This is a genomic window from Streptomyces jumonjinensis (genome assembly GCF_009600885.1).
In the GTDB taxonomy this organism is placed as follows: Bacteria; Actinomycetota; Actinomycetes; order Streptomycetales; family Streptomycetaceae; genus Streptomyces; species Streptomyces jumonjinensis.
This window is the reverse complement of record NZ_VCLA01000009.1, coordinates 41,649-66,497: the sequence shown is the minus strand read 5'-3', so window position 1 is coordinate 66,497 and position 24,849 is coordinate 41,649. Positions and strand designations below refer to the sequence as shown.

Below are 24,849 nucleotides of genomic sequence, written 5' to 3'. Positions count from 1 at the left end.
CCGCCCGGATTTTCTGTGCTCGATCATGAGAGCCCCGTTCCGCTGGGAGTCGGCCTTTCCGGTCTTCCCGCTCTCCGGGTCTCGATGCTTGGGCCTGGAGGGCGTCCGGGTCCGGCTGCGGCAGAACGTAACAGCTCTCCCTGTCAGCAAGCGCTTTCACCGTGGGCTCGCAACGTTTTCTTGCCGGGGTTCAACGGTTCGGTACGCTATCGGCGAAACGTGCGGGGCGTTGACACGAGAAAAATCACCGGAGTATCCGGGATCACGATCCTTGATTCGCCGGGGCGGCGAATTCCAGACATATCGAAAAGTCCGGGGAATCGGCCGCGGAGAAAGCGCTGTGCACGGGGTGCGGCCGTCGGCCGGGGCGGGGCACCGGAGCCGGCGGCTCCGCGCCGATCACGCCGCCGGGCCGGCGTCCGGTGTCCGGCGAGGGGTGTCCGGCGAGCGCCCGGCGGTCCGTACGGGTTCAGGACCGGAGGCAGCGTCCGTGCGGCGGCCGGTCCTCGCCGTGCTCGGTGTCCTCGCCGTGCCCGATGCCCTGGGTGTCCTCGGCGTGCTCGGTGTCCTGGGCGTGCTCGGCGTGCTCGGCGTGCTCGGCGTGCGAGTCCTTCGGTACGCCGCCCACGCCGTCTTCGGCATCCGCCGTGGCCGCCCGCCGCGCGGTCGGGAGCGGCAGCAGCACCTCCAGCCGGTACCGGCCGGACGGAACCGGGCCGTGGACGAGCCGGCCGCCGACCGCCTCGACCCGCTCGGTCAGGCTGCGCAGCCCCATCCCGGCCGGCAGCTCGCCCGCAGCGGCGGCGGAGGAGGCGGAGGAGGCGGAGACGGCGGGCGACGAGGACGGCTCCGCGCCGTCGTTGACGACCGTGAGCCGGATCGTGTCGTCGATGGTCTCCGCGGCCACCCGGCAGTGCCGCGCCCGGCTGTGCCGCAGCACATTGGCGGTCGCCTCCCGGACCACGGTGGCCAGCACCGTCTGCTCGGGCGCGGGCAGCGGGCCGGGCCCCAGCCGGATCTCGGCCCGCACCCCCGCGGACCTCAGCAGCGCCCCGGCGGACGCGGCCTCCGACTCCAGCGAGAGGCAGTGGTAGCCGTGCGCCACCTCCCGTACCTCCGCGAGGACCTGCCGGATGCCCGACAGCGCCTGGGCCAGTTCCGTGCGGGCCGTCTCCGGCTTCCGGTCCATCAGGCGCTGGGCCAGCTCGCACTGGAGCGTGATGGCCGAAAGTCGCGGTCCGAGCAGATCGTGCAGATCGCGGGCGAAGCGCAGCCGTTCCCGTACCACGATGCGGCGGCGCTCGGCGGAGTCGACCGTTGACATGTAATCCCCCGTTCTCCGTACCTGTCCTCAATCACCCTGGTGCTCGGCGCTATCACTGAGCTATACGACTCCGCCGGGCGCGGGCCCTCCGGTGGTAGACAGGGCCGGGGCCGTGGGGACGGCCCCGGGGAACGACGGGGGAGACATGCAGCGCATCGTGCTGGCGGAAGACATGCACATGATCAGAGCGGCGCTCGCCGCCCTGCTCGACCTGGAACCGGACATGGAGGTGGTCGCCCAGGCCGACCGGGGGGCCGACGCGGTCGCCGCGGTGCTCAGAACGGGCGCGGACACCGCCGTTCTCGATATCGACATGCCCGGTATGGACGGGATCACCGCCGCCGCCCGGCTGCGGGAACAGGCCCCGGAGTGCCGGACCCTGATCCTCACCGGGATGGGCCGCCCAGGCCAGCTGTGGCGGGCCCTGGACGCCAAGGTCTGCGGCTTTCTGGTGAAGGACGCCTCCTCCGAGGAGCTGATCGGCGCGGTGCGCAGGGTCGGCGCGGGCCGCCGGGTCATCGATCCCGAACTGGCCATCTCCGCCTGGGAGATCGGCGACAATCCGCTCACCGCCCGGGAGAGCGAGATGCTCACCCTGGTCGGGGACGGCGTGGAGGCCGCGCAGATCGCCTGCGCCACCAGCCTGTCGGTGGGCACGGTGCGCAACTACCTCACCGCCATCGTGAACAAGCTCGGGGCCCGCAACCGCGTCGACGCGCTCCGCGTCGCCCGCGAGAACGGCTGGCTGGCGTGAGCGGGACCCGGGGTGTGAGTGGGACCCGGGGTGTGAGTGGGACCCGGGGCGTGAGCGGGCCCCGGGGCGCGGGCCCGGCCGCCGAATAGGGCGTTTCCGGCCGCCGTATAGGGCGTTTATGGGCCCGCGCGCTGTACTCGCCCCATGTTGGGGACATCACCGCCGGGGGCATCGCGACAGACCAGCGGTGGCTACCGCGAACTGTTCGCCCAGGACCGCGACGCGCCGCACTGGGCAGTCGACTACGCGCGCCGTCTCGCCGACCGGCACCCGCCGGAGCGCCGGGTGCTGATCCAGACCAGCATGTCGCCCACCGGCTACTTCCACATCGGCAACTTCCGGGACACCGTCTGCGCCCATCTGGTGCACCGCGCCCTCGCCCGGCTCGGCCGCCGCTCCGCGATCCTGCTGAGCTTCGACGACTACGACCCGGTGCGCGAGAGCCAGGCGGCCCGCGATCCGGAACTCGCCGACTGCGCGGGCCGCCCGCTCGCGGCCCGCCGGGAGCGGGCCGCCCGCATCTGCCGCGCCTATGTCGCCGAGCTGCGGGCGGTCGGCATCCTGCCGCCGGACGCCGACGCGGACGGGCACACCCCGCCCGGCAGCCACTGGCGGACCCACTACCAGCGCGACCGGTATCTGGCGGGGGAGTACGAGACCCTCCAGCGCCGTTATCAGCGGGACGCGGGACGGCTCGCCCGGCTGCTCGGCCGCGCGGACGGCGACGGCCGCGATCTGTTCGCGGTCTACTGCCTCCAGTGCGGTCGCAACACCACCGAGATCCACCGGCTCGACGCACGCGCGGCCCGGTACCGCTGTCTGTCCTGCGGCGCCGCGCTCACCGCCCGCTTCCCCGGCGACGTCAAACCCTCCTGGGCCCTGGACTGGACCCTCCGCGTGGCCCATGAGCGGATCGACTGCGAGCCCGCGGGCCAGGACCATTGCAGCGCCGGCAGCACCATGGACCGCACCCGGCCGCTGTACGAGGACTATCTCCGTACTCCGCAACCGGTCATCGTCCCGTACGGCCTGGTGCGCACCGAGCACGGCGACGGCAAGATCTCCGGTTCGCGGGGCGGGGGACCGTATGTGCGCGATCTGCTCGCCGTGTTCCCCGCGCCGCTCGTGCTCTGGCTGTACGCCCGCCGCAACTGTCTCTCCGATCTGCGGCTCGGCTTCGGCCGGGCGTTGTTCCTCGGGGCCTACGACGAGTTCGACCGCTTCGTGCGGAGGGCCGGCGCGGACGACCGGGCCCGCACCCTGTGGGAGCTGCTCACCGACGAGCCGTACGCGGACCGGGCCGCGCTGCCGGGGATGCGGTCGGTGCTCGGCGCGCTGTACGCCCACGGCTGCGACCGGGACGCCGCGCTGCGGGAGCTGCTGCGCCGCCATCCGGAAGCGGACCGGGAGCTGCTGTCGGCGCGTACGGGACACGCGCTGGCCTGGCTCGCGCTGCACGGGGACCCGCCGTACGGCGAACCGGAACCCGCCGCGCCCGCCGGGGCCGCGGTGGGCGAACTGGCCGCACGGCTCGCGGGACCGTCCGGGCCCGGGTCCCGGCCGGGCGCCCGGCCGATGAGCCGGGAGGAGTGCCGGGAGATCTACCGGGCCCTGCTCGGCGCCGACCACGGCCCCCGGCTGGACACCCTCGCCGAGGTCTTCACCCCCCGGGCGCTGGCCGACGCGCTCACCGCCTACCGCGACCGGGGCGAACGGCCGTTGCGCGAACGGATGCAGACCGCACTCGACGACGCCCGCCGCGAGGCCGGGCGGCTGACGGCGGTGGACGATCCGGATCCCGCGCCGCCGCGGCCCGCCCGCACGGAACCCGCGCCGCCGCGGCCCGCCTGTACGGGACCCGGGCCCGCCCCCGCCGACGACCCCCGGGAGTCCCGCCATGCGCGCTGAGATCTTCGTCCCCGGGGCCGGCGCGGCCCCCGACGGCTGGGACCCCTTCGTCCGGGCCTGCCGGGCCCCCGTGCTCTGGGAAGCGCCCCTGCTGGAGGCCGCCGCCTGGGCGAGCACCCGGCCGCTCTACGCCGCCCTGGTGCGGGACGCGGGCGAACCGGTCGCCGCCTTCTGCGGCCGGCTCGGCGTCTGGCCGCTCGCCCAGCGGTTCGGGCCGCCCGGCCGCCCGGTGACGCCCGGCTGGTTCCAGACGCATCTGCCCAACAGCTTCGGCGGCGGGCGGCTCCACGCCGAGGCGCTCACCACCGCCGCCCGCCGTGCCTCCGTACGCGCCTTCGAGCGCGCACTCCGCCGCGAACTGGGCGTACGCTGCCTCGGCGTCCTCCACCTCGATGTACTGGAGCACGAGCTCGCCGATCTCACCGGCCCCTTCCGCCACCACCGGCCGGTCGCGCCGAGCCATGTGCTCCGTACCCGCTGGGACTCCATGGACCGGTACTTCGCCGAACTGCCCCGTAACCGCCGCCGGCGGCTGACCGCGCTGTACGAACGGGTCGGGAGCGATCCGGAGCTGGAGGTGGCCACGGCGGTCCCCGCGATCGACCCGGTGCGCGCCAGCAGGCTGGACCAGCTGACCCGGATGAAGCACAGCAGCCGGCCCGGCCGGGTCGCACCGCTGCCGGCCGGGTACTTCGAGAGGCTCAACGAGCGCTCCGGAGCGGTGTACTTCGCCCATCTGGACAAGGGCTCGGGGCGGCCCGTCTCCTTCGATCTCGTCCTGGACACACCGGGCGGCTGGGCCACCACGGTCACCGGCTCCGCCGAAGGGGTCCGCGACCTCTACTTCGATCTGTATCTGCGGGAGATCGAGCACCTCATCGCCACCGGGGTGCCCGCCGTCGACTTCGGCCCCGGGATGAGGGAGCTCAAGGAGTCCTTCGGCTGCGAACTCCTGCCGCGCCACGCGGTCATCGCGCCCTTCGCCCCCGGCTGACCGCCCGCGCGCCCTCCTGACACACCGACACACCGCATCCACCGAGCAGTCAGCTCCTCTGGAACAGACCCGGAAAGGCCCTGGTCCCCATGGACTTCACCACCGCGCTCGACCACCACCTCGCCACCGTCCGCGACCGCGATCTGGACGCCTGCATGGCCACGGTGCACCCCGAGGCGACCTTCATCCTCCCCAACGGCACCGTGCTCTCCGGGGCCGACGAGATCCGCGCCTTCCACAAGGGGTGGTTCGAGGACCCCGACTGGACCATGACCGTCTCCGTCACCCGCACCCTGGTGCAGACGGACACGGCCGTCGCGGTGCTCACCGTCGACTACGACGATCTGGACCGGGACGGCGAGCCCTACCGGCTGCGCTACTTCCTCAGCCTGGTCTTCGCCCGCACCGCCGGCGGCTGGCTGCTCGTCCACGACCAGAACACCAACTGCTGAGATGAGTTCCGCACACCATGAGCGGCAGTACGCGCGGACGGTGCGCCGCGCGCTGCGGACCGTTCCGCACTACCGGGAGCGGCAGAGCGCGGACGGGGCGCTGCCGCCGCTCACCCGGGACGAGGCCGAGGCGCGGCGGCATCTGCTGATGCCGCTCGGCGCCGCCCTGCTGCCGCGCCGTGACCCGGGGCCCCGTCCGGCCGGGGAGCACATCGCCGAGCTCTATGAGGCGCTGTGCCTGGCCGGGCGCCGTCCGCGCCGGGGCGCCGAGGTGTACGAGACGGCCCGGTCGCTGCGCGATCCGGTACGGGCGTACGGCGTCACCTGGCGGGTGGTGCTCTCGCCCGCCGCGGAGACCGACCCGTACCGGGACCCGCTCCGGGAACACCACCCGGACCGCGCGGTCCCCTCCGGGCGACCGGCCCTGGTGATCGCCGACGTGGATGCCAGCGGACCGGTGCCCCCCGCCGGGACCGCCCCCACCGTGCCCCGGCTGAGCCTCGCCGGGAGCGACGGGGCGCACCCGCGCGGCGCCCTCTGGCACGAACCCTGGCTGGGTCATCTCGGCGCGGTGCCGCCGTCCTGCGGGGAGCTGCACCTCAACCCCGCCCGGGTGCACGCCCGGCTGCTGGACGGGGTCACTGTGCTCACCCTGCTGCGCCACCGGCGCCCCACGCTCGTCCATGTCCGTCCCGAAGGGGCCGAGCTCTTCCGTCCGGAGAGCTGCCCCCGGCACGGCCGTCCCATTCTGCGCAGAGAGCGGAGCTCACCATGACCCCAGCCGGCCGCGGTCCGGTCGCCCCCGTCATCAGGCTCGGTCCGGTCCTCTACAGCCTGGCCCGCGCGCGCCGCCTGGAGCGGGCCTCGCCCGAGCGGCTCGCCGAGGAGCAGCGGCGGCTGCTGGTACGGCTGCTACGGCACGCGCGGGCCCAGGTGCCGCGCTACCGGGCGCTGATCACAGCGGAGACGGCCGACGCCTTCCGGGGCCCCGAGGATCTGCCCGCCCTGCCGACCCTGGACCGGATCGAGCTCCAGACACGCGCCCCCGAGGAGCTGCTCGCGACCGGCTTCACCACCGCCAACACCAAGGCGGGCACCACCAGCGGCTCCACCGGGGTCCCGGTCACCATCCACAACTCCGAGCGGGACCTCGGCTATCTGCGGGCCTCCTACCTCTCCGACATGCTCTCCTCCGGGCTCCGCCCCTGGGACCGGATGGCGTACTTCCGGGTGCAGCCGTTCCTCCGGCATCCGCTGGAGCGCTTCGGTCTGCTCCGTACCTTCCACATCGACACCAGCGGCACCCTCGACGAACAGGTCGAGGCGTTCCTGGCGGCGCGGCCCACGTTCCTGGTCGGCTTCCCGCATGTGATCGCCTCGGTGGTGGAGGAGCTGGAACGGCGCGGGATCCGCTACCGGGGCGCGCACACCGTGCAGTTCGGCGGCGAGCGGCTCACCCCCACCGCACGGGCCCGGGTCCTCGGCCATCTGGGGGCCCGGGGCCATGAGGTGTACGCCTCCGTGGAGGTCTTCACCATCGCCCGGAGCTGCCGGCGCGGGGCGCTGCATCTGCGCTCGGCGGACGTCGTCGTCGAACTCGAACAGGAGGACGGCACCGCGGTCCTCGCCGACGGAAGCCGGGAGGCGGAGGGCGAGATCCTGGTCACCCGGCTGCGCAGCGAGGCGATGCCGCTGATCCGCTACCGGCTGGGGGACCGGGTGACCGTGGGGCCCGACACCTGCGGCTGCGGGGTCCGGACCCCGATCGTGCTGGCCGTGCAGGGGCGGAGCGAGGACCGGCTGCGCGGCCTCGACGGCCGCGACTTCCACGCCGACTTCCTCACCTGTGTGGTGAAGGACTTCCGCGAGGTGTCCCGGATGCAGCTGATCCAGGAGCAGCCCGGCCGGCTCGCGGTCTCGGTGGTCCTCGCGGACCGCGCCGACGCCCCGGTGACCGGGCGGATCGAGGCCGCGCTCCGGAAGGCCGTCCCCGGCTTCGAGGTCACCGTGGGGGCCGTGGACGCCATCGCCCCCGAGCGGAACGGCAAGGTCAAGCTGGTCAAGGTGATCCGGTCCGCCGAGCCGGCCGACACTCCCTAGCCAGAACGCCGCGGTACGGGCCGGGGGGAAGCCCTCCGGCCCGTACCGCGGCACCGTCAGTACGGGCTGCCGCTCAGATCGTGCGGCGCTGCTCCAGCGCGGTCCGCCACGACGGGGGCAGATTGCGGACCACCTCGATGCCGGAGAACACCGACGGCTCCTGCGGACCGACCTCCTTCACCCAGGCAGCCATCCGCCCGATGCCTTCCTCCAGGGAGACCGGCAGCTCCGGCGTGCCGAACACCTTGTGGGCGCGCTCATGGCTGGCGTACGCGTCGCGCACCTCGTGCCGCTCCGGCAGATGGTTCACCCGCAGCTCGACGCCCATCGCGTCGCAGACGGCCGCCGCGATGCGGTTGACGCTGTAGACCTGGTCGCCGCCGACGTTGAAGACGCCGTTGTAGGCCGCGGGGATCTCCACGGAGCGGGCGATGGCGGGGGCCACGTCCTTGATGTAGCTGAACGCCCGGGTCTGCTCGCCGTCGCCGAAGACGGTGAACTCCTCGCCGCGCAGCGCCTGGTTCATGAAGATGCCGATGACGTTGCGGTAGCGGTCGCCGATGTTCTGGTACTCGCCGTAGACGTTGTGCGGCCGGAAGACGATGTACGGCAGGCCGAACATCGCCTCGGTGACCTTGAGCTCCTGTTCGACGGAGTACTTCGCGATGCCGTACGGGTCCTCCGGCGCGGGCGTCAGATCCTCGCTCATCGGCAGCTGGTTGGCGCCGTACACCGCGATGGACGAGGTGAACACGAAGCATTTCACCGTGCCCGCGTTGACCGCGCCGTTGATCAGATTGACGCTGCCGACCACGTTGTTCATGTAGTTGAAGCGCTTGATGAAGTGGCTCAGCCCTTCAGCGGCGTACGCGGCGAGGTGGAAGACGTAATCGATGCGGTGCGCGGCGAAGACCGCGTCGACCACCTCCGGGTCGCAGACGCTGCCGTGGCGGAACTCGGCCCCGGCCGGGATGTTGGCGCGGGTCCCGCCGCTGAGATCGTCGAGGATGATCACCTGATGTCCCGCGGCGAGGAGCTCGCGCGCCACATGGGAGCCGATGAACCCCGCGCCACCGGTGACGAGGGAGACGGGCGCGGCGGACGATGCGGTGTTCATACGAGTTCCTTTTCCTTGGCGTCGCCGGTGACCGGCGACGCGGTTTCCGCACCGGGGGCGGCGGACGTACGGCGGTGGGAGAGTTTCAGCAGGTCGAGCGCCGGACCGGTCATCACGGTGGTCACCACCGCCATCACCACCAGCACGGTGAACGCGTTCTGATTGATGAGCCCGGCCTCCAGGCCGGCCCGCAGCACCACGATCTCGGTCACTCCGCGGGCGTTCAGCAGGACGCCGAGCCCCAGCGACGTACGCCAGGGCAGACCGGCGGAGCGCGCGGTGACGGCGGTGCCCGCGAGCTTGCCCACCACGGCGACGACGAGGACGAGCACCCCGGCCAGCAGCAGCCCGGCCCGTCCGGTCACCGCGGTGAGGTCGACCGTCATGCCGACCGTCACGAAGAACAGCGGCAGCAGCAGCTTGCGGTTGAGGGAGTCGATGCCGGTCTGCACGGCCGTCATCCGGTTCCCCGGACGGTGCGGCACCAGCAGACCCGCCAGGAACGCGCCGAAGATCGCGTGGACGCCCATCACATCGGTCAGCCGCGCCAGCGAGAACGCGAGCAGCAGCAGAAAGACCACCCGGGCCGCCACCGGGACCTGTGCCCGGTCGGCCCACCGCTCCGCCGCCCGGACCAGCGGACGGCCCACCCGCAGGACGACCACGGTGACCGCCGCCGCGAGCAGCACGGTGCCCACGGCCCCCCAGGGACCGCCGGACCCCGCCACCGCCATCGCCAGGGCGAGCGTGCACCACGCGATGACGTCGCAGGCCGCGGCGCAGGCCATGGCCATCGTGCCGAGGGGACGCCGGGCCAGCCCCGACTCCTGCACGATGCGCGCCAGCACCGGGAAGGCGGTGATGCTCATCGCGGTGCCGAGGAAGATGGCGAAGGGGATGAAACCGATCCCGTCGGCGGCGAACTCCCGGTAGACGACCAGTGCCGACAGCGCGCCCAGCACAAAGGGCACGACCATGCTCGCCTGGCTGACCACCCCGACCACCCGGCCGCTGCGCCGGAGCTCCGCCACATCGAACTCGGAGCCCACCGCGAACATGAAGAGGATCAGACCGACCTGGGCGAGCAGGGAGAGCAGCGGCCTCGCCGACTCGGGGAAGAACACCTCGGTCGACGCGGGCACCAGCCCCGCCAGCGCGGACGGGCCCAGCAGCAGCCCCGCCGCGATCTCGCCGATGACCGGGGGCTGACCGAGCCGCCGGGCCAGCCGGCCGCCGAGCGCGGCCACCGCCGCGACCGCCGCGAGCGCGCAGGTCACCCGCAGGATCGTCTCGCTGGGGTGGGTCCCGCCGCCTGTGGTCGCATCGGGGGACGCGGCCCCGGGCAGATCCTCCGGTGTGCCGAGCCCGAAGCCCAGCACGGCGATGAGCGCGCCCAGAGCGACGGCCGAGATCAGCAGCGGCCAGACGACGCCGCGCCATGCGGGCGGGCCGCCGCGCGGGCTCCGGCCGGACGCGCGCGGATGTTCTGCCTTGGTCATCGATCGACTCCCTGACGGGTCGGGTCCGTGGCGCTCTCGGCGCGTACGGCGGCGGTTTCGAGGGGGAGGGCGTGGGGAGCGACGGGCTCCGGGCGCTCCGGGCGCTCCGGAGGGGCGGCGGGTCCCTGGGCCGGGGCCGCGGGCCGGGAGCCGCCGCGCAGCAGCAGCCATGCGGCCAGCGCGTGGGCGATCTCCCCGGCGGCGAGCGCGGTCACCGCGCCCAGCGCCCCCAGGAGGGGTACGAGCAGCAGCCCCAGGGCGGCGGCGCAGCCGAGGCCCGCCAGCGCGGCCACGGCGGTGGCCCGCAGGGTGCCCGCGGTCGCGTTCTCCAGCAGATAGTGGAGGCTGCCCACCGCGAAGAACAGCGGTACGCAGAGCAGATACAGCAGCAGCACCGTCACGGCGGGCTCCAGCCCGGCGGCGCGTTCCGCGGAGCGGGTGAGCGCGAACGCGGCGGCGGTCCACACCGTGCCCCAGAGCGCGACGGGCAGCAGCCGCCCGACGACCCGCCGGTCCAGCAGGGCCGGATCCGCCGACCGCAGGGTCAGCGAGACATGCGGCTGGAAGAGCCGCATCACATAGCCGAAGACGTTCAGCAGCACCGAGGAGGCCAGCACCATCAGATAGAGATGGCCGCTCTCGTCGTGATGCCGGGACCGGGCCAGGACCGCGAAGAGCACGCTGACCGCGCCGCTCGCGGCCACGTCCCCCGCCGCCATCAGCAGCGAGGTGGCGACCGCCTGGCGGGCCAGGTCCCGGCGCACCGGCCGGGACGCGGCCCGGTGCAGGGCGGGCAGCTGGGCCAGATTGAGCAGGGCCGTGCCGCCGAGGAGCCAGCCGGTGAACGCCACCGGGCCCCACTCCAGCAGGGCCGCGCCCCCGGCGCCGGTCAGCACGATCACCGACAGGACGGCGAAGTTGACGACGTCGGCGCGGTTGCGGCCGAGCGCCCGGCAGAGCCCGACGAGCACCATGTTCAGACCGAGCAGCGCCGCGTACAGCCCGGCCAGCGGGCCCAGCACACCGAGGTGGCGGCCGTCGGACGCGTAGAGCGTCGCGCAGCCCAGCCAGATCGCGGCGGCCGAGGCCAGCAGCAGCGCCGCCGCCAGGAACACGGTGATCAGCTGGGGGCCGGTGCGGCGTGCCCGGGGCACGAGCTTCAGCGCGCACTTCTCGATGCCGAGGGAGGTGATCGTGGTGAGCACCTGGGCGGTGCCCATGGCCCGCGCGTAGTGCTCGTAGGGTCCCTCGCCCCAGCTCGCCAGCAGCGCCGCGTTGGCGCCGAGCAGGGCGAGCCGGAAGGCGGTGCGCCCGGCGAGCAGGGAGAGCAGCACGCCGGCCCGGGGCCGCAGCGACGTGGTGGACGCGCCGGCCGATGCGCTCCCCGGCTCCTTCGTGCCGCTCATACCGGACCGGCGGCACCGGGGGAGGGGGCCCCGGTCAGCTCGGAGGTGACGAACCGGCCCTTGCCTCCGGCGGTGATCTCCACCCGGTCCACCCGCACGACCTCCAGCGGGAAGTCGCAGCCGGCCAGCGCGATGACCCGCTCGTGCACCCGGTCGCGCAGCCCGGCCCAGGCGTCGGGGGACGGATCGCCGGGCTCGGACGGCACCACGCTGAGCCGTACCGCGCCGGTGGCGTCCTGATGCACCCCGCACTCGTCGACGCCGGGGAAGGTCGCCGCCAGATGGAGAAAGGCATCCGGGTAGAGCTGACGCCCGCTGGGCAGCAGCACCGCGTCGTTGACCCGGCCCGCGGTCAGCCGGAGCGTACGGAAGCGGCGCCCGCACGGGCAGCGGCGCGGATCGATCCGGCCGACGTCACCGAGGTCGTACCGGATCAGCGGCATCGCGCGCTCCATGAACGCGGTCACCGTCACCCGGCCCTCCTCGCCGTCCGGCACCGGCCGCCCGTCCGCCCCGAGGATCTCGACCAGCAGCCGGTCCTCGGCGAGATGGGCCCGGCCGTGGGCGCAGTCGTAGGCGATGTTCAGCACCTCGAACGCCGAGTACTCGTCGTGCACCGGCGCTCCGAACTCCCGCTCGAAGAGGGCCCGGTGGGCGTCGACCAGCAGTTCGGACTCCGTCATCACCAGCTTCAGCGTGCCGCGCAGCCGGGCCAGTTCCGCCGGGGTCAGGGCCCTGAGCAGCGCGCGCAGATGGACCGGGTAGCCGATCAGCACCTGGGGCCGCGCGGCCAGCAGCGCGGCTTTGATCTCCGTCATCGGCCGGTCGGTGAGCAGCACATGGCGGCGGAACAGCCCGGCCTTCTCGAAGCCGCGCGAGGGCGGCGCGAAGGGCCGGATGTGCGAGAGCCGGTCGGTGGGCAGATAGCGGCCGGTCGCGAGGAACCGGCGTACACAGCACGCCATGTGGTAGTCGTGGCTGTGCCGGTCGTGTACCACGGTCACCCGCCGGCCGGTGGAACCGCTGGTACGGAAGGTGGGGAGGTCGCCGGGGCGCGCGCCGTCGGCGAGCAGCTCCTCCAGGGGCCGCCCGCGCAGCACTTCCTTGTCGATGACCGGCAGCTCCGCCAGCTCGGCCAGCGTGCGCAGCGGACCGGTGCGGGCGTAGTCGGGGTCGTCCCGGTAGTAGGGGACATGGGCGCGGGCGTGCGCCAGCATCCGGTTGAGCCCGGTGAGCTGACGCCGCCGCAGGGCGGCCCTGGTGCCGTACTGGCGGGCGATGCCCACCGGTACGTACCAGGCCTCTCTGAGGAACATCGTCGCCGCCCCCGCCCTCAGCCGGCCGGGGTGCGCCGGGCGGACGGCTTCGCCTGCGTGGCGGGCGCGTCCGTGGCGGGCGCGTCCGGGGCGGTGTCGCCGCTCGCCGGGGCCTTTTCCGCGGCCTTCGCCGTGACGGTGCGCGACGGCGTGCCGCCGCGCCGGAACCGGTCGGTGAGCAGGGTGAACCAGCGGGTGGGGGCGAGCAGCACGAACAGCGCCACCGCCACATGGACGACGATGAAGGCGTACGCCTCGTACTTGCTGGCCGGGTGGCCGAGCCGGACCGTCATATGCGAGGCCCAGGTCCATACCTCGGGGATGGTGGCCCAGGCCGGGTCGGTGTGCTCGTTGACCGTGAGGTAGGCGAGGTCCTCAAGACCGGAGAGCATCAGCAGGATCATCGCGTACGACAGCCTGCGGACCAGATGGGCGGCGCCGCCGCCGAGCCGGTAGTTGAAGACGAAGGTCAGAATGAGGAACGGCGTCAGCGTCAGGATGTAGTAGTACAGCTCGGGGTGGACCGTGGCGTAGAAGAAGATCTTCGGTACGAAGAAGGTGAAGTACACCAGGAAGCAGAGGGGCACGGTCAGATGGAGCCGGGCCCGCTTCGCCCACACCGGGTCGAGCTGGGCGATCGCCTCGGTGGCGAAGACGAACGGCACCAGTTTGAACAGCAGGACCCAGAGGCTCTTCACCTCGCGCTCGTGGGGCATGGCGAACCACACGATGCCCGCGAAGAACAGCGCCAGGGCGGTGAGGATCAGAAAGGCCGCGTTGCGGCGGATGGTGTTCAACGGATCTGCTCCGTAAGTTCCTCGGAACGGGGGGCGGCGGCGGACGCCGCGCGGGGGGTGGCGGGCTCGATCCGGAAGCGCAGCAGGGACTCGGCCCTGGCCTGCGCGGCGCGGAGCGCGTCATGGGTGTCGGCGACGAGCAGCAGATAGCCGAGCTTGTGTCCGGCCTGGGTGTAGCGGTGGACCCGGCTGCCGGGTTCGGCGAAGAGCTGGAGCTCCACGGTCTCCGGCAGCGCGCGGACCGCGTCCGTGCCGTCGACGCCGAGCAGGACGCCGTCGGTGTCGGCGGTCAGGATCCGCAGCGCGGTCTTGCGGTGGTGGCGCGGCGTCAGTTCGGTGGGCTGCCCCAGCGCCAGACGGAGCGCGGCCTCGTAGGTGTTGATGCCGAAGGCGTGCCGGACGAGCAGGGGCATGCCGTTGCCGCCGAGCCGTGCGCCCATCTCGATGAAGCGGATCTCGTCGGCGGCGTCCACGACGAAGTCGAAGTTGACCGGACCGTCCGTGTGGCCGAGTTCGCCGCAGATGTCCATGATCATGGAGCGCAGCCGGATCTCGGTGCTCGGCGTCAGCTCGGCGGGGACCGTATGGGCGGTGGTGATCATATGCGGGGCGCCGGTGGTGGAGCGCTCGGTGACGGCGATGGTCGCCAGCGTGGACCCGCGCAGAAACGCCTCGGCGGACAGATGCCGGCCGAGCAGCATCTCCTCGACGATCACCTCGCCGGTGAAGGAGTGCCGGCGGGCCTCGGCGAGCGCGCCCGGCAGGGCCGCCGGGTCGGCGACGACCTGGACGCCCTTGCTGCCGGAGGAGTCGCTGGGCTTGACGATGACGGGCAGCGGCAGATCGGCGGCGGCCCGGCGCAGCTCCGCCTCGTCCGACGACTGCGCGTAGGCGTAGCCGGGCAGTCCGAGGCGGTCCAGCACGGTGTGGAACCAGCCCTTGTCGACCGAGGCGCGCACGGCGTCCGGGGCGGGCTGGTACGGGGTGCCCAGCAGCCGGCTCAGCTCCGCCACCGACTCCTGCGCGGCGTCGCTGGCGGGGGAGATCACCGCGGCGACGTCGAGATGGCCGACCATCGCGGCGATCCGGTCCGGCGCCCGGGTGGTCATGCAGAGGAAGAGATCGCTGGCGGCGGCCCCGAGCGCGTCCGGGCGCCGGTCGACCCCGATGACCCGGTACCCGAGGCGGCGTGCCTCGTGGTAGGCGGGCAGCTGGTCCTCGCCCCCGCCCAGCACCAGGATGTGCTGTGGCTCTGTCATGGCAGTCTCCCTGTCTGCTTCCCTGTCTGCGGCAGCGGTAGTGGTAGCGGTGCGGCCGGGCCTGTCTGCGGTGGCGGTGCGGCCGGGCCCTGCTGCGGCAGTGGCGCGGCCGGGCCCCGGCCGCCGGTGGAAGCGTGTCGATAGGCGTAGAGGTCGTCCTGGGGCCGGATGGGCACATTGGCCTCCCGGATCTGATAGCGCGGCAGCCCCGCGCCGCCGCGCATGATGCGCACCAGATAGCGGGCGAGCAGCGCGAGCGCGCCGAGGCCGAAGGCGTGCAGGATCACCGAGGCCACGGCGAGCACCCGGGTCCCGCCGGAGGAGAGCGCGAGCGCGGTCGCGGCTGCCGCGGCGCCCCCGGCGGCCAGATAGATCAGGGCGAGCGGACGGTAGGAGAACCCGACGAACAGGTCGAGCGCGTGCCGGAACAGCTTGCCCAGGGACCACTTGGCGCGTCCGGCACGCCGGGCGGCGTGCGCGGCCTCCATCGTGGTGTAGCTGGCGCCGATCAGCGGCAGGGTGGCGATGAAGTACGGGGTGCTGACCCGGCATTCGGCGACCTTGCGCGCCACCGAGGTGCGCACCACCCGGAACACCGAGGCCCGCACCGGCAGTTCGATGCCCAGGATCCGGGTGGCGATGGCCTGGTGGGCCCGGGTGCCGAGCCGGCGGTGCCAGGGGTCCTGCCGGTTGGCCCGGATCGCGAACACCGCGTCGTAGTCGCCCTCCACGGCCCGCCGGGCGAGTTTATGCAGTTCGGCGGGCGGGGACTGGAGATCAGCGTCGAGCTGGACGGTCCATTCCTTCGACGCATAGGCGAAACCGGCTGTGAAAGCCGATTCCAGACCGAAATTGCGGGCGAAGGAGAGATAGCTGACGCGGGGATCCGCGGCGGCGATCCGCTTGATGATGCCGAGCGTGCCGTCCGTGGATCCATCGTCGATGAAGAGGATCTCCGAGTCTTCGTAGCGGTATATCTCGCGCTTGATTTCCAGGTATGCCTGCTCTATGCATTCCTCCTCGTTGAAACAGGGCACCATCGCGGTGATCGAAAGCGTGGCAGGCATCCTGGCCGTCCTCTGCTGCGCGTTCTCGCCGATCGCCCCTGTCAGTCGAACATCGCCTGCATGGTCTCGTGGGTGGCGGTCTTGGTCATGTCCCGCTGACCGGCCCAGCAGGTGTTCAGGATGATCCGGGTACGGTCGGCGTTCAGCGGGACCGTGCGGTGCAGCGTGGTGTCCGAGCGCAGGAAGTACATGTCGCCCTTGGCGTGGCCGTACGAGCGGATCGGGTGCTCCTGGAGGTAGTCCTCGACCCGCGGGTCCTCCTTGTTCCAGTCGGTGTGCGGGACGCACTGGAGCATGCCGCCGTACTCCAGGGACGGCGCCTCGATCAGCCAGATGACGGTGAAGCTGAAGTCGCCCCAGTGCCAGCCGTGGGTGTCACCGCGCTGGTGCTGACGGGTGATGATGTACTTCTCCTCGTCCCACGGGCAGTCCAGCACCTCTTCCTTCGCGATGCGGGAGAGGAACCCCTTCAGCGCGGGCGACTCGTAGACGGCCGGGACGAGCTCGCCGTCCGTGGCGATGGCCTTCTGGCCCACCGTGGACATGTAGCGCGGCGAGTCGCCGGTCTCCTTGAGCCGGATGTCGATGCGCTTCTGATGGGTGTCGATGAGCCGGTGGGTCTCCTCGGCCACGGCGTCGAAGACCTCCGGCGAGACCAGACCGGGCAGCTTGACATAGCCCTCGCGGCGGAAGTGCTGGGAGAGCTTGACGACCTCGTGGTCGTTGTCGAAGCGCTCCGAGATGTTCTTGGCGATCAGCTCTTCGACCGTGGCGGCGGTTATCTCGCGCTGCGTCATGGCGGGTTGCTCCTCAACGGTATCGGCACTCGGCGGCCGGAATTCCCTCCGGTCGCCGTCGTTGGTCCGATTCTTCTCGCAAGCCGCCCCGGGGCGGTAGTTCTCTCGTCATCAATGGCGAATGAAGATGCCATGCGGCGATGGGATGTGAAGATCTCACATCCGGTATGAAGAACACCCGGCCTGTGCTGGATGTGAAGAATTTACTCTTGCGTAGGTTGCTTTCTTGATGTCACATTCCCCCGTATGCCGTGTAATTCCAGGGAGGAAATGGGAATGCGAACGAGCAGGATGAGCGGGGCGGCCGGAACAGCCGTGGTGGCCGGCGGGGCGGGGTTTCTCGGATCGCATCTGTGCGAACGGCTGCTCGCCGACGGCTGGCATGTCGTCTGCGTCGACAATTTCGTCACCGGATCCCCGGAGAACATCGCCCATCTGACCGGCGCCGAGGGGTTCCGGCTGATCGAGGCCGATGTCTCGGCGGGACCGCTGCGGATCGAGGGGCCGGTCACGGCCGTTCTCAACCTCGCCTCGCCCGCGTCCCCGGTCGACTATCTGGAACTCCCGCTGGAAACCCTCCGGGTGGGCTCCGAAGGCACCCGGCATCTGCTGGACCTGGCGAGGGAGAAGGAGGCGCGGTTCATCCTCGCCTCCACCTCGGAGACCTACGGCGATCCGCTGGTCCACCCCCAGCCGGAGACGTACTGGGGCAATGTCAACCCGGTCGGCCCGCGCTCGGTCTACGACGAGGCCAAGCGCTACGCCGAGGCGATCACCATGGCCTACCGCCGCACCCACGGCGTGGACACCGGGATCATCCGTATCTTCAACACCTTCGGCCCCCGGATGCGCGCCCACGACGGGCGGGCCGTGCCCACCTTCATCCGCCAGGCGCTCGCCCACGAGCCGATCACGGTGGCCGGCGACGGCTCCCAGACCCGCTCGCTCTGCTACGTCTCCGATCTGATCGAGGGCATCGTCCGGATGACCGGCTCCACCGTCGAGGGCCCGGTCAACCTGGGCAACCAGGAGGAGGTGACGATACTCGCGCTCGCCGAGCGGATCCGGGAGCTCACCGCGTCCCCGGCGGGTATCGTCCAGGTGGCGCGTCCGGTGGACGATCCGTCGGTCCGGTGCCCCGACACCGCCAAGGCGTATGAATGCCTCGGCTGGCGGGCCGAGTTCGCCACGGAGCGCGGACTCATCGAGACCATCGACTGGTTCCGGGCCCGGCAGTCCGCCGGGACCCTCGCGGAGGCCGCCGGGCAGGATCTGCAACTGGCCGGTGCAGAGAAAATGTAGGAGCCGATGACAGCCTCGGCCGGCAGCAGCACTCGCCCCGTACGACACGGAAGGCCCTGATGAGGCAGTCGTGGTGACCGACGCACGGCCGGGTCCGGTCCGCGCGCCCGCCGATGGAGCGCGAGGACCGGCCGGACGCGTGTGGGCCCGCGCCCGGGGGGCGTACGCGGTGTGTACGTGCCCTGTGTCAGCGACGGGCCCGGTCCCGGCGGCGTACGCGGCTCTGAGTACGAGCCCGGTCCCGGGCACGCACCCCGTGTCGGGGGCGTACGCGGCGTCAGGGGCGCATCCGGTCTCAGACGGGCACCCGGTGTCAGGGGCGCACCCAGCCCCGGCTGGCGGCGAGCGCCCCCGCCTCGAACCGGCTCCGGGCCCCCAGCCGCTGCATCAACTCGGCGGTGATCCGGCGGGTGGTGCGCACGGAGACCCCCAGCTGACGGGCGATGGCGTCGTCGGTGAGCCCCTGGGTGAGAAGTTCCAGCACCACGCGCTCCTGCGGCGGCAGTGGATCGTCGGCGGTCACGGCGGGCTGTCCGAGCGGACGCGCGGCCTGCCAGTTGGTCTCGAAGAGGGTCAGCAGCGCGGCCACCGCACCCGTACCGTGCAGCACCAGCACACCCTGGTCGGCCGCGCCCGGATCGACCGGCACGATCGCCGTGGCGCGGTCGTAGATGAGCATGCGCGGAGGGAGCCGGGGGACCGTGCGCACCAGTGCGCCGCGCTCCCCGAGCCACTCCATGTACTTCCGGGTCGGCTGCGAGTTCCGCGCGCTGTCCAGAAAGATGTACCGCAGCCGTACGCCCCGCCCGGTCACCGCCAGATCCAGCGGCCGGGCGGCCTCCAGATGCCTCTCGTTCTGCCCGCCGCCCGGGACGAAGGCCGCCACCTCGGTGGTGCAGGTGTTCGCCAGATGCTCGATCTTCGACTGGATCATGCCGAGCCCCTGGAGCTTCTGCACCTCGGCGGCGCCCCCCTCGCCGGACGCCCGCAGATCGGCGAGCATCCGGGTCACCGCGAGCCTGCTCGCCCCGATCCGCCGCTGGCTTTCGAGGACCTCGGCCTCCTGGCTGATGAGCAGCGAGTTGAGACCCAGTTCGGGATCGACCGGACATCCCGGTCCGCCGTCCGGCGACGGTCTGATGAGCGAGAGGGCGGCCAGTCGGTCGAGTGCGGAACGGGTCCGCTCCTCTGTCCAGCCCAACCGATCGGTATGGCTGGAAACCTCTCCCGTCGGATCCACCAACATCGCACGGTAGATGGCTTCCTCATCCGGGCCGAGACCCAGCTGACCAAGCATTTTCCCCTCCCCCAAGGGCGACAGCACAAGAACTTCCATGACTCTCTCCGTCCGGCTGATCGGCGAGTCATGCGGCCATACTCTATGGGATGGCTCGATCAGAACGATGGGTTCCCGAGCACGGTTTTTTTCGGGGCACGACCGGGCCATGCCGCGGAGGACGAGCTGTGTACCTGGTGAGCATCCGGCTGGAGCCCATGACCGCCCCCGCTCACGGGGCCGAGCGCCTCGGCGAGGAGCTGCGCTCGCTGCTGTCGGACGCGGCGCTCCCCGCCGACCGGCTGGAACACGTCTATGTCCAGCCGGACGGGGCGTCGCCGTCCGTCGAGGCGGTGCTCTTCTTCGCCCGGCGGACGCTCGGCGAGGCCGAACAGTCCGCTGACGCGGTGCTGGCGCGCTGCGCCGTGGACGGCTGGCGGCTCAGCAGACGGTCCACGGTGCCGCTGGCCACGCTGGTAGAGCTGTCGGCCTATGGCGCGGACCGGGGGTGAACGCTGCTCTTCCCCTGGGAACGGGCGGCCCGGGGCCCGGGGTTCGGTAGTCCCGGTAGGCCCGCGCCGCGGATGCCGAGGAAAGGGCCGGTCCGGCCTGACCAGCCTGGCCGCCCTGACATAGTCCTGCCATTGCAGCTCCCTGACAGGCCCATACCCTGGGCAAACCCCTGCCTCCCGAGCAGAGTCGTACCCATCGAGCAGGACACACCGCCCGGACCGGACGGGGCACGCTCCTGCACTCGTCCGATGCGCTCACAGGGGAGAACACATGAAGACCTGGCTCCGTCCCAAGGCCATGCTCGGCGCCGGCGCCCTCGCCGTGGCCCTGGTGCTCGCCCTCGGCGGGACGGGCGCCGGCGGCCCCCATGACGGGGACGTCCCGCCGGCCGCCCCGGTGGCGAAGGAGATCGGCGCGGGCGGCGGGCAGGGCGACGACGCCAGGCCGGACAACATCTGGGGCCCGTGATCGCCGTGACCCTGACCCAGATCACCTTTCCGGGCCGGGAAACGGACCTGGCCCAGGGCCGGCACTGGTCCACGGAGCCGACCAGGACGCCGGGCCTCACCCTGAGCCTGCTCGGGCCCGTCGAGGCCCACCGCGACGGCCGGCCGCTCCACCTCGGCGGCGCCAAACCCCGCACCGTACTGACAGCGCTGCTGCTCGCCCGGGGCCGGGTGGTGCCCGACAGCGAGCTCACCGCGCTCCTGTGGGGCGACGCCCCGCCCGCCACCTCGCCCGCCCAGATCCACACCTACGCCTCCCGGGTACGGCAGCTGATCGGCCCGGCAGCCGAGGTCGAACGCCGCCGCCCCGGCTATCTGATCCGCCTGCCCCACCGGGGCGTCCGGGTGGACCTCGCCGAATTCCAGGACCACGCCCGCCGGGGCGCCGCCGCCCTGGCCGCCGGCGACCCCGCCTCCGCGGCCCGGCTGCTGCGCGGAGCTCTCGCGGTCTGGCGCGGCGTGGCACTGGGCGGAGTCTGCGAACCGCTCGTCCGACTGGAGCGCGACCGGCTGGAGGAAGAGCGTCTGGTCGCCCTGGAACAGCGCATCGACGCCGATCTGGAACTCGGCAGACACACGGCCCTCATCCCCGAGCTGACCGCGCTGATCGCCGCCAACCCACTGCGCGAGGGGCTGCGCGCCACCCTGATGACCGCCCTCTACCGGGCGGGCCGGCAGGCCGACGCGCTCGCGGCCTACCGCGCCGCCCGCGCCACCCTCGACGAGGAGCTGGGCATCGAGCCGTGCGCCGAACTCCGCCGGCTCCACCAGGCCGTGCTCACCGGCCACCCCTCCCTGCTGACGACCCGCACCCCCCACCACCGATCGCTCCCCGGCAGCCCTTGAGGCGTTGACTCCACCGAGACAGAGGGAAGAATCCCCGTCATGCCCCCAGCCACCGGATTCAGTTACGAGCGGCACCCCGACGGCACGGTGGTCATCACCCACCGCGGCCGGACGGCCGCCACCCTGCGCGGCTCACGCGCCGACAAGTTCCTGACCCAGGTGGCGTCGGGCGACGCCCAGCTGGTCATGGCCCGCTGGACCGGGGCGTACAAATTCGGCAACGAACGCACGGCCCGCAACCACCCGAGGAACCAGGGGCGCCGCTGACCGCGCGCTGACGGAGTCAGCCCCGTCGCAGACTGGCGAGGACGCCGTCCAGGGCGGCGCGGTCGGTGCGGTTGTAGGGGAGCTTTCCGAGCAGGGCGGCCATGGCGCAGGTGTTGGAGAGCGCGGAGTAGACGAGCCCGGCGGCGATGCCCGCGGAGAACAGCTGGAAGGCGGGGTGGACCAGCAGGCCGAGGAGGAGGCCGAGCAGGACCAGGGAGCCCGCGGTGAGACGGACCTGGCGGTCCATGGCCCACGTGGGCCGTGCGGCGGCGGGCCGGTGCAGCTCTCCTCCGGCGGACGCCCAGGCGGCGGTCCCGCCTTCCAGGGTGGCGGCGGGGATGCCGTCGCGGGACAGCACGGCGCAGGCGCTCTGCGAGCGGGCGCCGGAGGCGCAGACGACGAGGAGCTCGCGGCGGCCCGCGGCCTCGCGCAGGGTCGGCAGGGCACGGTCCAGGTCGTCGAGGGGGATGTTGTGGGCGCCGGGCAGATGTCCGCCCGCGTACTCGCCGGGGGTGCGTACGTCGATGACGGTCAGGGAGTGCAGGCGCTCACGGGCGATGCCGGGGGTGAGGGTCGTGTTCATGATGCGACGGGTGTCCTTCGGATGCGGATGCGGATTCGGATGCGTATGTGCTGGGTCAGAGGTCAGAGGTCAGATGAGGCTGTCGAGGAGCATGAGGGCGGCCACGGCGAGCAGGACGTAGGCGAAGAGGCGCCGTAGCCGGTCGCCGGAGACTTTCGCGGCGAGGCGTCTGCCGTCCCAGGCGCCGAGGATCGCGGCTCCGGTGAAGGGCGCGATGACGGCCCAGTCGAGCCCGTCGGCGGTGCCGGTACGGGTGGCGAGCGCGGCGAGCGAGGTGACGACGATGACCAGGAGGCTGGTGCCGACGGCGGCCTTCATCCGCAGGCCGACCACGCTCACCAGGGCCGGTACGGCCAGGAAGCCCCCGCCCACGCCGAGTACGCCGGTGACCGCGCCGAGCCCGGCTCCGGCGCCGGCGGCCCGGACCGGCCGTACGGGCCGGTCCTCCGCCGGGCGGCTTGGGCGGAGCATGCGCCAGGCGGCGAGCGCGGCGATCACCGCGAACGCGACGGTCAGCGCGGAGCCGGGGATACGCCCGGCCGCGAGCCCGCCGAGCATGGCGGGTCCGATGCCCGCGGCGGCGAACAGCAGCCCGGCCCGCCAGCGCACGTCGCCGTCCCGGGCGTGCGCGACCAGCGAGCTGGCGGAGGTCGCGGCAACGATGATCAGGCTCGCGGTGGTGGCGGCGACGGGGCTGAAGCCGAGCAGATAGATCAGCGCGGGAACGGCCAGGACGCTGCCGCCGCCGCCCAGCCCGCCCAGGGCCAGACCGACCACCGCTCCGGCGGCCAGCGCGAGGACGAGCACGCTCATATGACCGTGCCCGCGCTCCCGGCGGAGCTCTGGACCGGCAGTCCCTTCCGGGCCCAGGCGGTCATGCCGCCGGTGACGTCGACAGCGTCGGTGCCCCGTGCCCGCAGCAGCCGGGCGGCCTGCTGGGAACGGTGTCCGGAGCGGCAGATCAGCACCAGCCGCCGGCCTGCCGGCGTACCGGGCGCCGCTGCCCCGGCCGTCAGCCGGGAGAGCGGCAGATGCCGGGCGCCGGGGGCGTGCCCGGCCTGCCACTCGTCCTGCTCGCGTACGTCCAGCAGGACGGCGGAGCCTTCCTGGAGCAGGCGGTGGGCCTCGGCGGCGGTGAGCCGGCCGGGGCCGGTCCTCCATCGGGAGAAGATCATGACAGTGCTTCCTTCGAGCGCTCTCCGGGCAGGCCGGGGCGCTCCGTGAGAGTGGTTCGGCTCCGTGAGCGCGGTTCGGCGCGGGCGGGTGCCTCAGCGCAGACGAGTGCTCAGCGCGTGCGGACGGTTGGCGGTCAGGCCGCGCCGGAGGCCCGGCCGAAACGCGGACGCGTCACGGTCAGACCCGCATCGACCGCCCGGTCGAAGCCGTCGTCGACGGCGATGACATCGCGTCCGGCCGCGTCCAGCAGGGAGGCCGCGATCCCGGCCCGCATGCCGCCGGCGCAGTGCACCCAGACGGTTCCGGCGGGCACCTCGTCGATCCGCTGGTGCAGCAGGTGTACGGGGATGTGGACCGAGCCCTCGATGTACCCGCCGGCGCGTTCGGAGTCGCGGCGTACGTCCAGGACCACCGTCCGCGCCGACGCCCCGTCGGGCTTCCCGTCGAGCTCCGCGGCCAGGTCGGCGAAGACCGCCCGGCGGAAGGAGGCCGGGGCCTCGCCGGGGCGGAGCCAGTCGGCCGGGCCGCCGGTCGCCGCGGCGGCGGGGCGGTCGATGCCGACGCGGACCAGCTCGCGCTGTGCTTCGGCGAGCTGCCGGGGCGTTTCGGCGAGCAGGGTGACGGGCTTGCCCCAGGGGATCATCCACGCGAGATAGGTGGCGATCTTGCCGTCGGCCTCGAAGTTGAACGATCCCGCGACATGCCCCTGGGCGTAGGCGACCCGGCTGCGCAGATCGACGACCCACTCACCGGCCGCGAGCCGGGCGGCGATCTCCTCGGCGTCCGCGCGGGCCGGTGCGGTCAGATCGACCGGGTCCGGGCCCGCCGCGTTGGCCGGTCCCATGTGGGCGTAGTAGGCGGGTACGTCCTCCAGACCGGCCAGCAGCCCGGTGACGAAGGCGTCCACGTCCTGGGAGAGGGCCGCGTTGACGGTCTTCTCCCGGCCGATGGTGCTCGCGTCGCCCTCGGCCTGACCGGAGGAGCAGAAGCTGCCGAATCCGTGGGTGGGCAGCACCGAGGCGTCGTCGGGCAGCTCGGCGGCGAGCCGGTGCGCGGAGGCGTGCTGGGCCCGGGCCAGCTGCTCGGTCAGCCGGGGCTCGACCAGGTCGGGGCGGCCGACGGTGCCGATGAGCAGGGAGCCGCCGGTGAACGCGGCGACCGGACGGCCGCTCTCCTGGAGTACGTACGCGGTGTGGTGCGGGGTGTGGCCGGGGGTGGCCAGGGCTCGCAGGGTGAGGCCGGCGTCGACCTCGATCACATCCCCGTCGCGGACCGGTTCACGAGCGAAGGACACCTGGGCGGCGGCGGGCACCAGATAGACGGCGCCGGTCACCCGGGCCAGCTCCAGACCGCCGGTCACATAGTCGTTGTGGACGTGCGTCTCGACGACATGCGTGATGCGCACACCCCGGCGGGCGGCTGCCGCGATCACCTGGTCGATGTCGCGGGGCGGGTCCACCGCCACCGCCGCCCGGGCGCCCCCGGCCAGATAGTGCCGGTTGCCCAGGCCCTCGATCTCGATGGTCTCGACGAAGAACATGTGCCACTCACATCCTCATTGATTACCCCCCGGGGTATTAATTCGACCGT

General features: G+C 72.6%; 25 protein-coding genes. 11 read left to right on the top strand and 14 right to left on the bottom strand.

The genetic code is table 11. The features are described from left to right. Window positions 1-469: 469 nt before the first annotated feature. Window positions 470-1,324, bottom strand: coding sequence for a sensor histidine kinase (locus FF041_RS01520; protein WP_153520657.1), 855 nt, complete (start codon window positions 1,322-1,324; stop codon window positions 470-472). Between the two features lie 145 nt (window positions 1,325-1,469). Between FF041_RS01520 and FF041_RS01515 the strand changes: the two genes are divergently transcribed. The 6 genes from FF041_RS01515 (at window position 1,470) to FF041_RS01490 (ending at window position 7,532) form a co-directional block, all read left to right on the top strand. Then, entirely contained in the window at window positions 1,470-2,078 is a 609-nt protein-coding gene (locus FF041_RS01515; RefSeq protein ID WP_153520656.1) for a response regulator transcription factor, read from the top strand. 144 nt (window positions 2,079-2,222) lie between these two features. Beyond that, the gene (locus FF041_RS01510; RefSeq protein WP_153520655.1) at window positions 2,223-3,986 is read left to right on the top strand and encodes a nucleotidyl transferase family protein; all 1,764 of its coding nucleotides are present in this window, start codon (window positions 2,223-2,225) and stop codon (window positions 3,984-3,986) included. Beyond that, window positions 3,976-4,980, top strand: coding sequence for a GNAT family N-acetyltransferase (locus FF041_RS01505; RefSeq protein WP_153520654.1), 1,005 nt, complete (start codon window positions 3,976-3,978; stop codon window positions 4,978-4,980). Before FF041_RS01510 ends, FF041_RS01505 begins: the two co-directional genes overlap by 11 nt. Before the next feature lie 89 nt (window positions 4,981-5,069). Next, window positions 5,070-5,432, top strand: coding sequence for a YybH family protein (locus tag FF041_RS01500; protein ID WP_153520653.1), 363 nt, complete (start codon window positions 5,070-5,072; stop codon window positions 5,430-5,432). 1 nt (window position 5,433) lies between these two features. Continuing rightward, complete coding sequence (locus FF041_RS01495) at window positions 5,434-6,207, top strand: hypothetical protein (protein WP_153520652.1); 774 nt, start codon at window positions 5,434-5,436, stop codon at window positions 6,205-6,207. Beyond that, window positions 6,204-7,532 carry a phenylacetate--CoA ligase family protein gene (locus tag FF041_RS01490; protein WP_153520651.1) on the top strand — a complete coding sequence of 443 codons (1,329 nt, stop codon included), beginning with the start codon at window positions 6,204-6,206 and terminating at the stop codon, window positions 7,530-7,532. Before FF041_RS01495 ends, FF041_RS01490 begins: the two co-directional genes overlap by 4 nt. Before the next feature lie 73 nt (window positions 7,533-7,605). Here the strand turns inward: FF041_RS01490 and FF041_RS01485 are convergent, their stop codons facing one another. From FF041_RS01485 to FF041_RS01450, 8 genes are read right to left on the bottom strand one after another with little or no spacing between them, the layout of a single operon-like run. Then, window positions 7,606-8,649: an NAD-dependent epimerase/dehydratase family protein gene (locus FF041_RS01485; protein WP_153520650.1), complete on the bottom strand. Its 1,044-nt coding sequence runs from the start codon at window positions 8,647-8,649 to the stop codon at window positions 7,606-7,608. Then, window positions 8,646-10,148 (bottom strand): cation:proton antiporter, encoded by a 1,503-nt coding sequence (locus FF041_RS01480; protein ID WP_153520649.1) that lies wholly within the window; start codon window positions 10,146-10,148, stop codon window positions 8,646-8,648. The genes FF041_RS01485 and FF041_RS01480 overlap by 4 nt, the downstream gene beginning before the upstream one ends. Further along, entirely contained in the window at window positions 10,145-11,554 is a 1,410-nt protein-coding gene (locus FF041_RS01475) for a hypothetical protein (RefSeq protein ID WP_153520648.1), read from the bottom strand. Before FF041_RS01475 ends, FF041_RS01480 begins: the two co-directional genes overlap by 4 nt. Next, window positions 11,551-12,870 (bottom strand): phenylacetate--CoA ligase family protein, encoded by a 1,320-nt coding sequence (locus FF041_RS01470; protein WP_153520647.1) that lies wholly within the window; start codon window positions 12,868-12,870, stop codon window positions 11,551-11,553. Before FF041_RS01470 ends, FF041_RS01475 begins: the two co-directional genes overlap by 4 nt. A 17-nt stretch (window positions 12,871-12,887) precedes the next feature. Then, a complete protein-coding gene (locus FF041_RS01465; RefSeq protein ID WP_228387967.1) occupies window positions 12,888-13,667 on the bottom strand; it encodes a hypothetical protein in 780 nt (259 codons plus the stop codon). Then, the gene (locus FF041_RS01460; RefSeq protein ID WP_153520646.1) at window positions 13,664-14,926 is read right to left on the bottom strand and encodes an ATP-grasp domain-containing protein; all 1,263 of its coding nucleotides are present in this window, start codon (window positions 14,924-14,926) and stop codon (window positions 13,664-13,666) included. The genes FF041_RS01465 and FF041_RS01460 overlap by 4 nt, the downstream gene beginning before the upstream one ends. Further along, window positions 14,923-15,993, bottom strand: coding sequence for a glycosyltransferase family 2 protein (locus tag FF041_RS01455; protein WP_153520645.1), 1,071 nt, complete (start codon window positions 15,991-15,993; stop codon window positions 14,923-14,925). The genes FF041_RS01460 and FF041_RS01455 overlap by 4 nt, the downstream gene beginning before the upstream one ends. Window positions 15,994-16,034: 41 nt before the next feature. Beyond that, complete coding sequence (locus FF041_RS01450) at window positions 16,035-16,790, bottom strand: HalD/BesD family halogenase (RefSeq protein ID WP_153520644.1); 756 nt, start codon at window positions 16,788-16,790, stop codon at window positions 16,035-16,037. Window positions 16,791-17,066: 276 nt separating this feature from the next. Between FF041_RS01450 and FF041_RS01445 the strand changes: the two genes are divergently transcribed. Beyond that, a complete protein-coding gene (locus FF041_RS01445) occupies window positions 17,067-18,092 on the top strand; it encodes a UDP-glucuronic acid decarboxylase family protein (protein ID WP_228386879.1) in 1,026 nt (341 codons plus the stop codon). Between the two features lie 313 nt (window positions 18,093-18,405). Here the strand turns inward: FF041_RS01445 and FF041_RS01440 are convergent, their stop codons facing one another. Beyond that, complete coding sequence (locus tag FF041_RS01440) at window positions 18,406-19,293, bottom strand: LuxR C-terminal-related transcriptional regulator (RefSeq protein WP_228387966.1); 888 nt, start codon at window positions 19,291-19,293, stop codon at window positions 18,406-18,408. 263 nt (window positions 19,294-19,556) lie between these two features. Here FF041_RS01440 and FF041_RS01435 point away from each other — a divergent pair, with 263 nt between their 5' ends. The 4 genes from FF041_RS01435 to FF041_RS01420 all read left to right on the top strand — a co-directional run bounded on the left by FF041_RS01435 (window position 19,557) and on the right by FF041_RS01420 (window position 21,500). Beyond that, a complete protein-coding gene (locus FF041_RS01435; protein ID WP_323390933.1) occupies window positions 19,557-19,880 on the top strand; it encodes a hypothetical protein in 324 nt (107 codons plus the stop codon). Window positions 19,881-20,151: 271 nt separating this feature from the next. Beyond that, window positions 20,152-20,349, top strand: coding sequence for a hypothetical protein (locus FF041_RS01430; RefSeq protein ID WP_153520642.1), 198 nt, complete (start codon window positions 20,152-20,154; stop codon window positions 20,347-20,349). Window positions 20,350-20,354: 5 nt separating this feature from the next. Continuing rightward, window positions 20,355-21,233 carry an AfsR/SARP family transcriptional regulator gene (locus FF041_RS01425; protein ID WP_323390931.1) on the top strand — a complete coding sequence of 293 codons (879 nt, stop codon included), beginning with the start codon at window positions 20,355-20,357 and terminating at the stop codon, window positions 21,231-21,233. A gap of 39 nt (window positions 21,234-21,272) precedes the next feature. Continuing rightward, window positions 21,273-21,500, top strand: a complete 228-nt coding sequence (locus tag FF041_RS01420; protein ID WP_153520641.1) for a hypothetical protein — start codon at window positions 21,273-21,275, stop codon at window positions 21,498-21,500. Window positions 21,501-21,516: 16 nt separating this feature from the next. Here FF041_RS01420 and FF041_RS01415 read toward each other — a convergent pair whose 3' ends face one another. The 4 genes from FF041_RS01415 to FF041_RS01400 all read right to left on the bottom strand — a co-directional run bounded on the left by FF041_RS01415 (window position 21,517) and on the right by FF041_RS01400 (window position 24,799). Beyond that, window positions 21,517-22,083 (bottom strand): rhodanese-like domain-containing protein, encoded by a 567-nt coding sequence (locus FF041_RS01415; RefSeq protein ID WP_153520640.1) that lies wholly within the window; start codon window positions 22,081-22,083, stop codon window positions 21,517-21,519. Between the two features lie 69 nt (window positions 22,084-22,152). Further along, window positions 22,153-22,896 (bottom strand): sulfite exporter TauE/SafE family protein, encoded by a 744-nt coding sequence (locus FF041_RS01410; protein ID WP_153520639.1) that lies wholly within the window; start codon window positions 22,894-22,896, stop codon window positions 22,153-22,155. Further along, window positions 22,893-23,258: a rhodanese-like domain-containing protein gene (locus FF041_RS01405; protein ID WP_153520638.1), complete on the bottom strand. Its 366-nt coding sequence runs from the start codon at window positions 23,256-23,258 to the stop codon at window positions 22,893-22,895. Before FF041_RS01405 ends, FF041_RS01410 begins: the two co-directional genes overlap by 4 nt. Window positions 23,259-23,392: 134 nt before the next feature. Beyond that, window positions 23,393-24,799, bottom strand: a complete 1,407-nt coding sequence (locus FF041_RS01400) for an MBL fold metallo-hydrolase (protein ID WP_153520637.1) — start codon at window positions 24,797-24,799, stop codon at window positions 23,393-23,395. Between the last annotated feature and the right edge of the window lie 50 nt (window positions 24,800-24,849).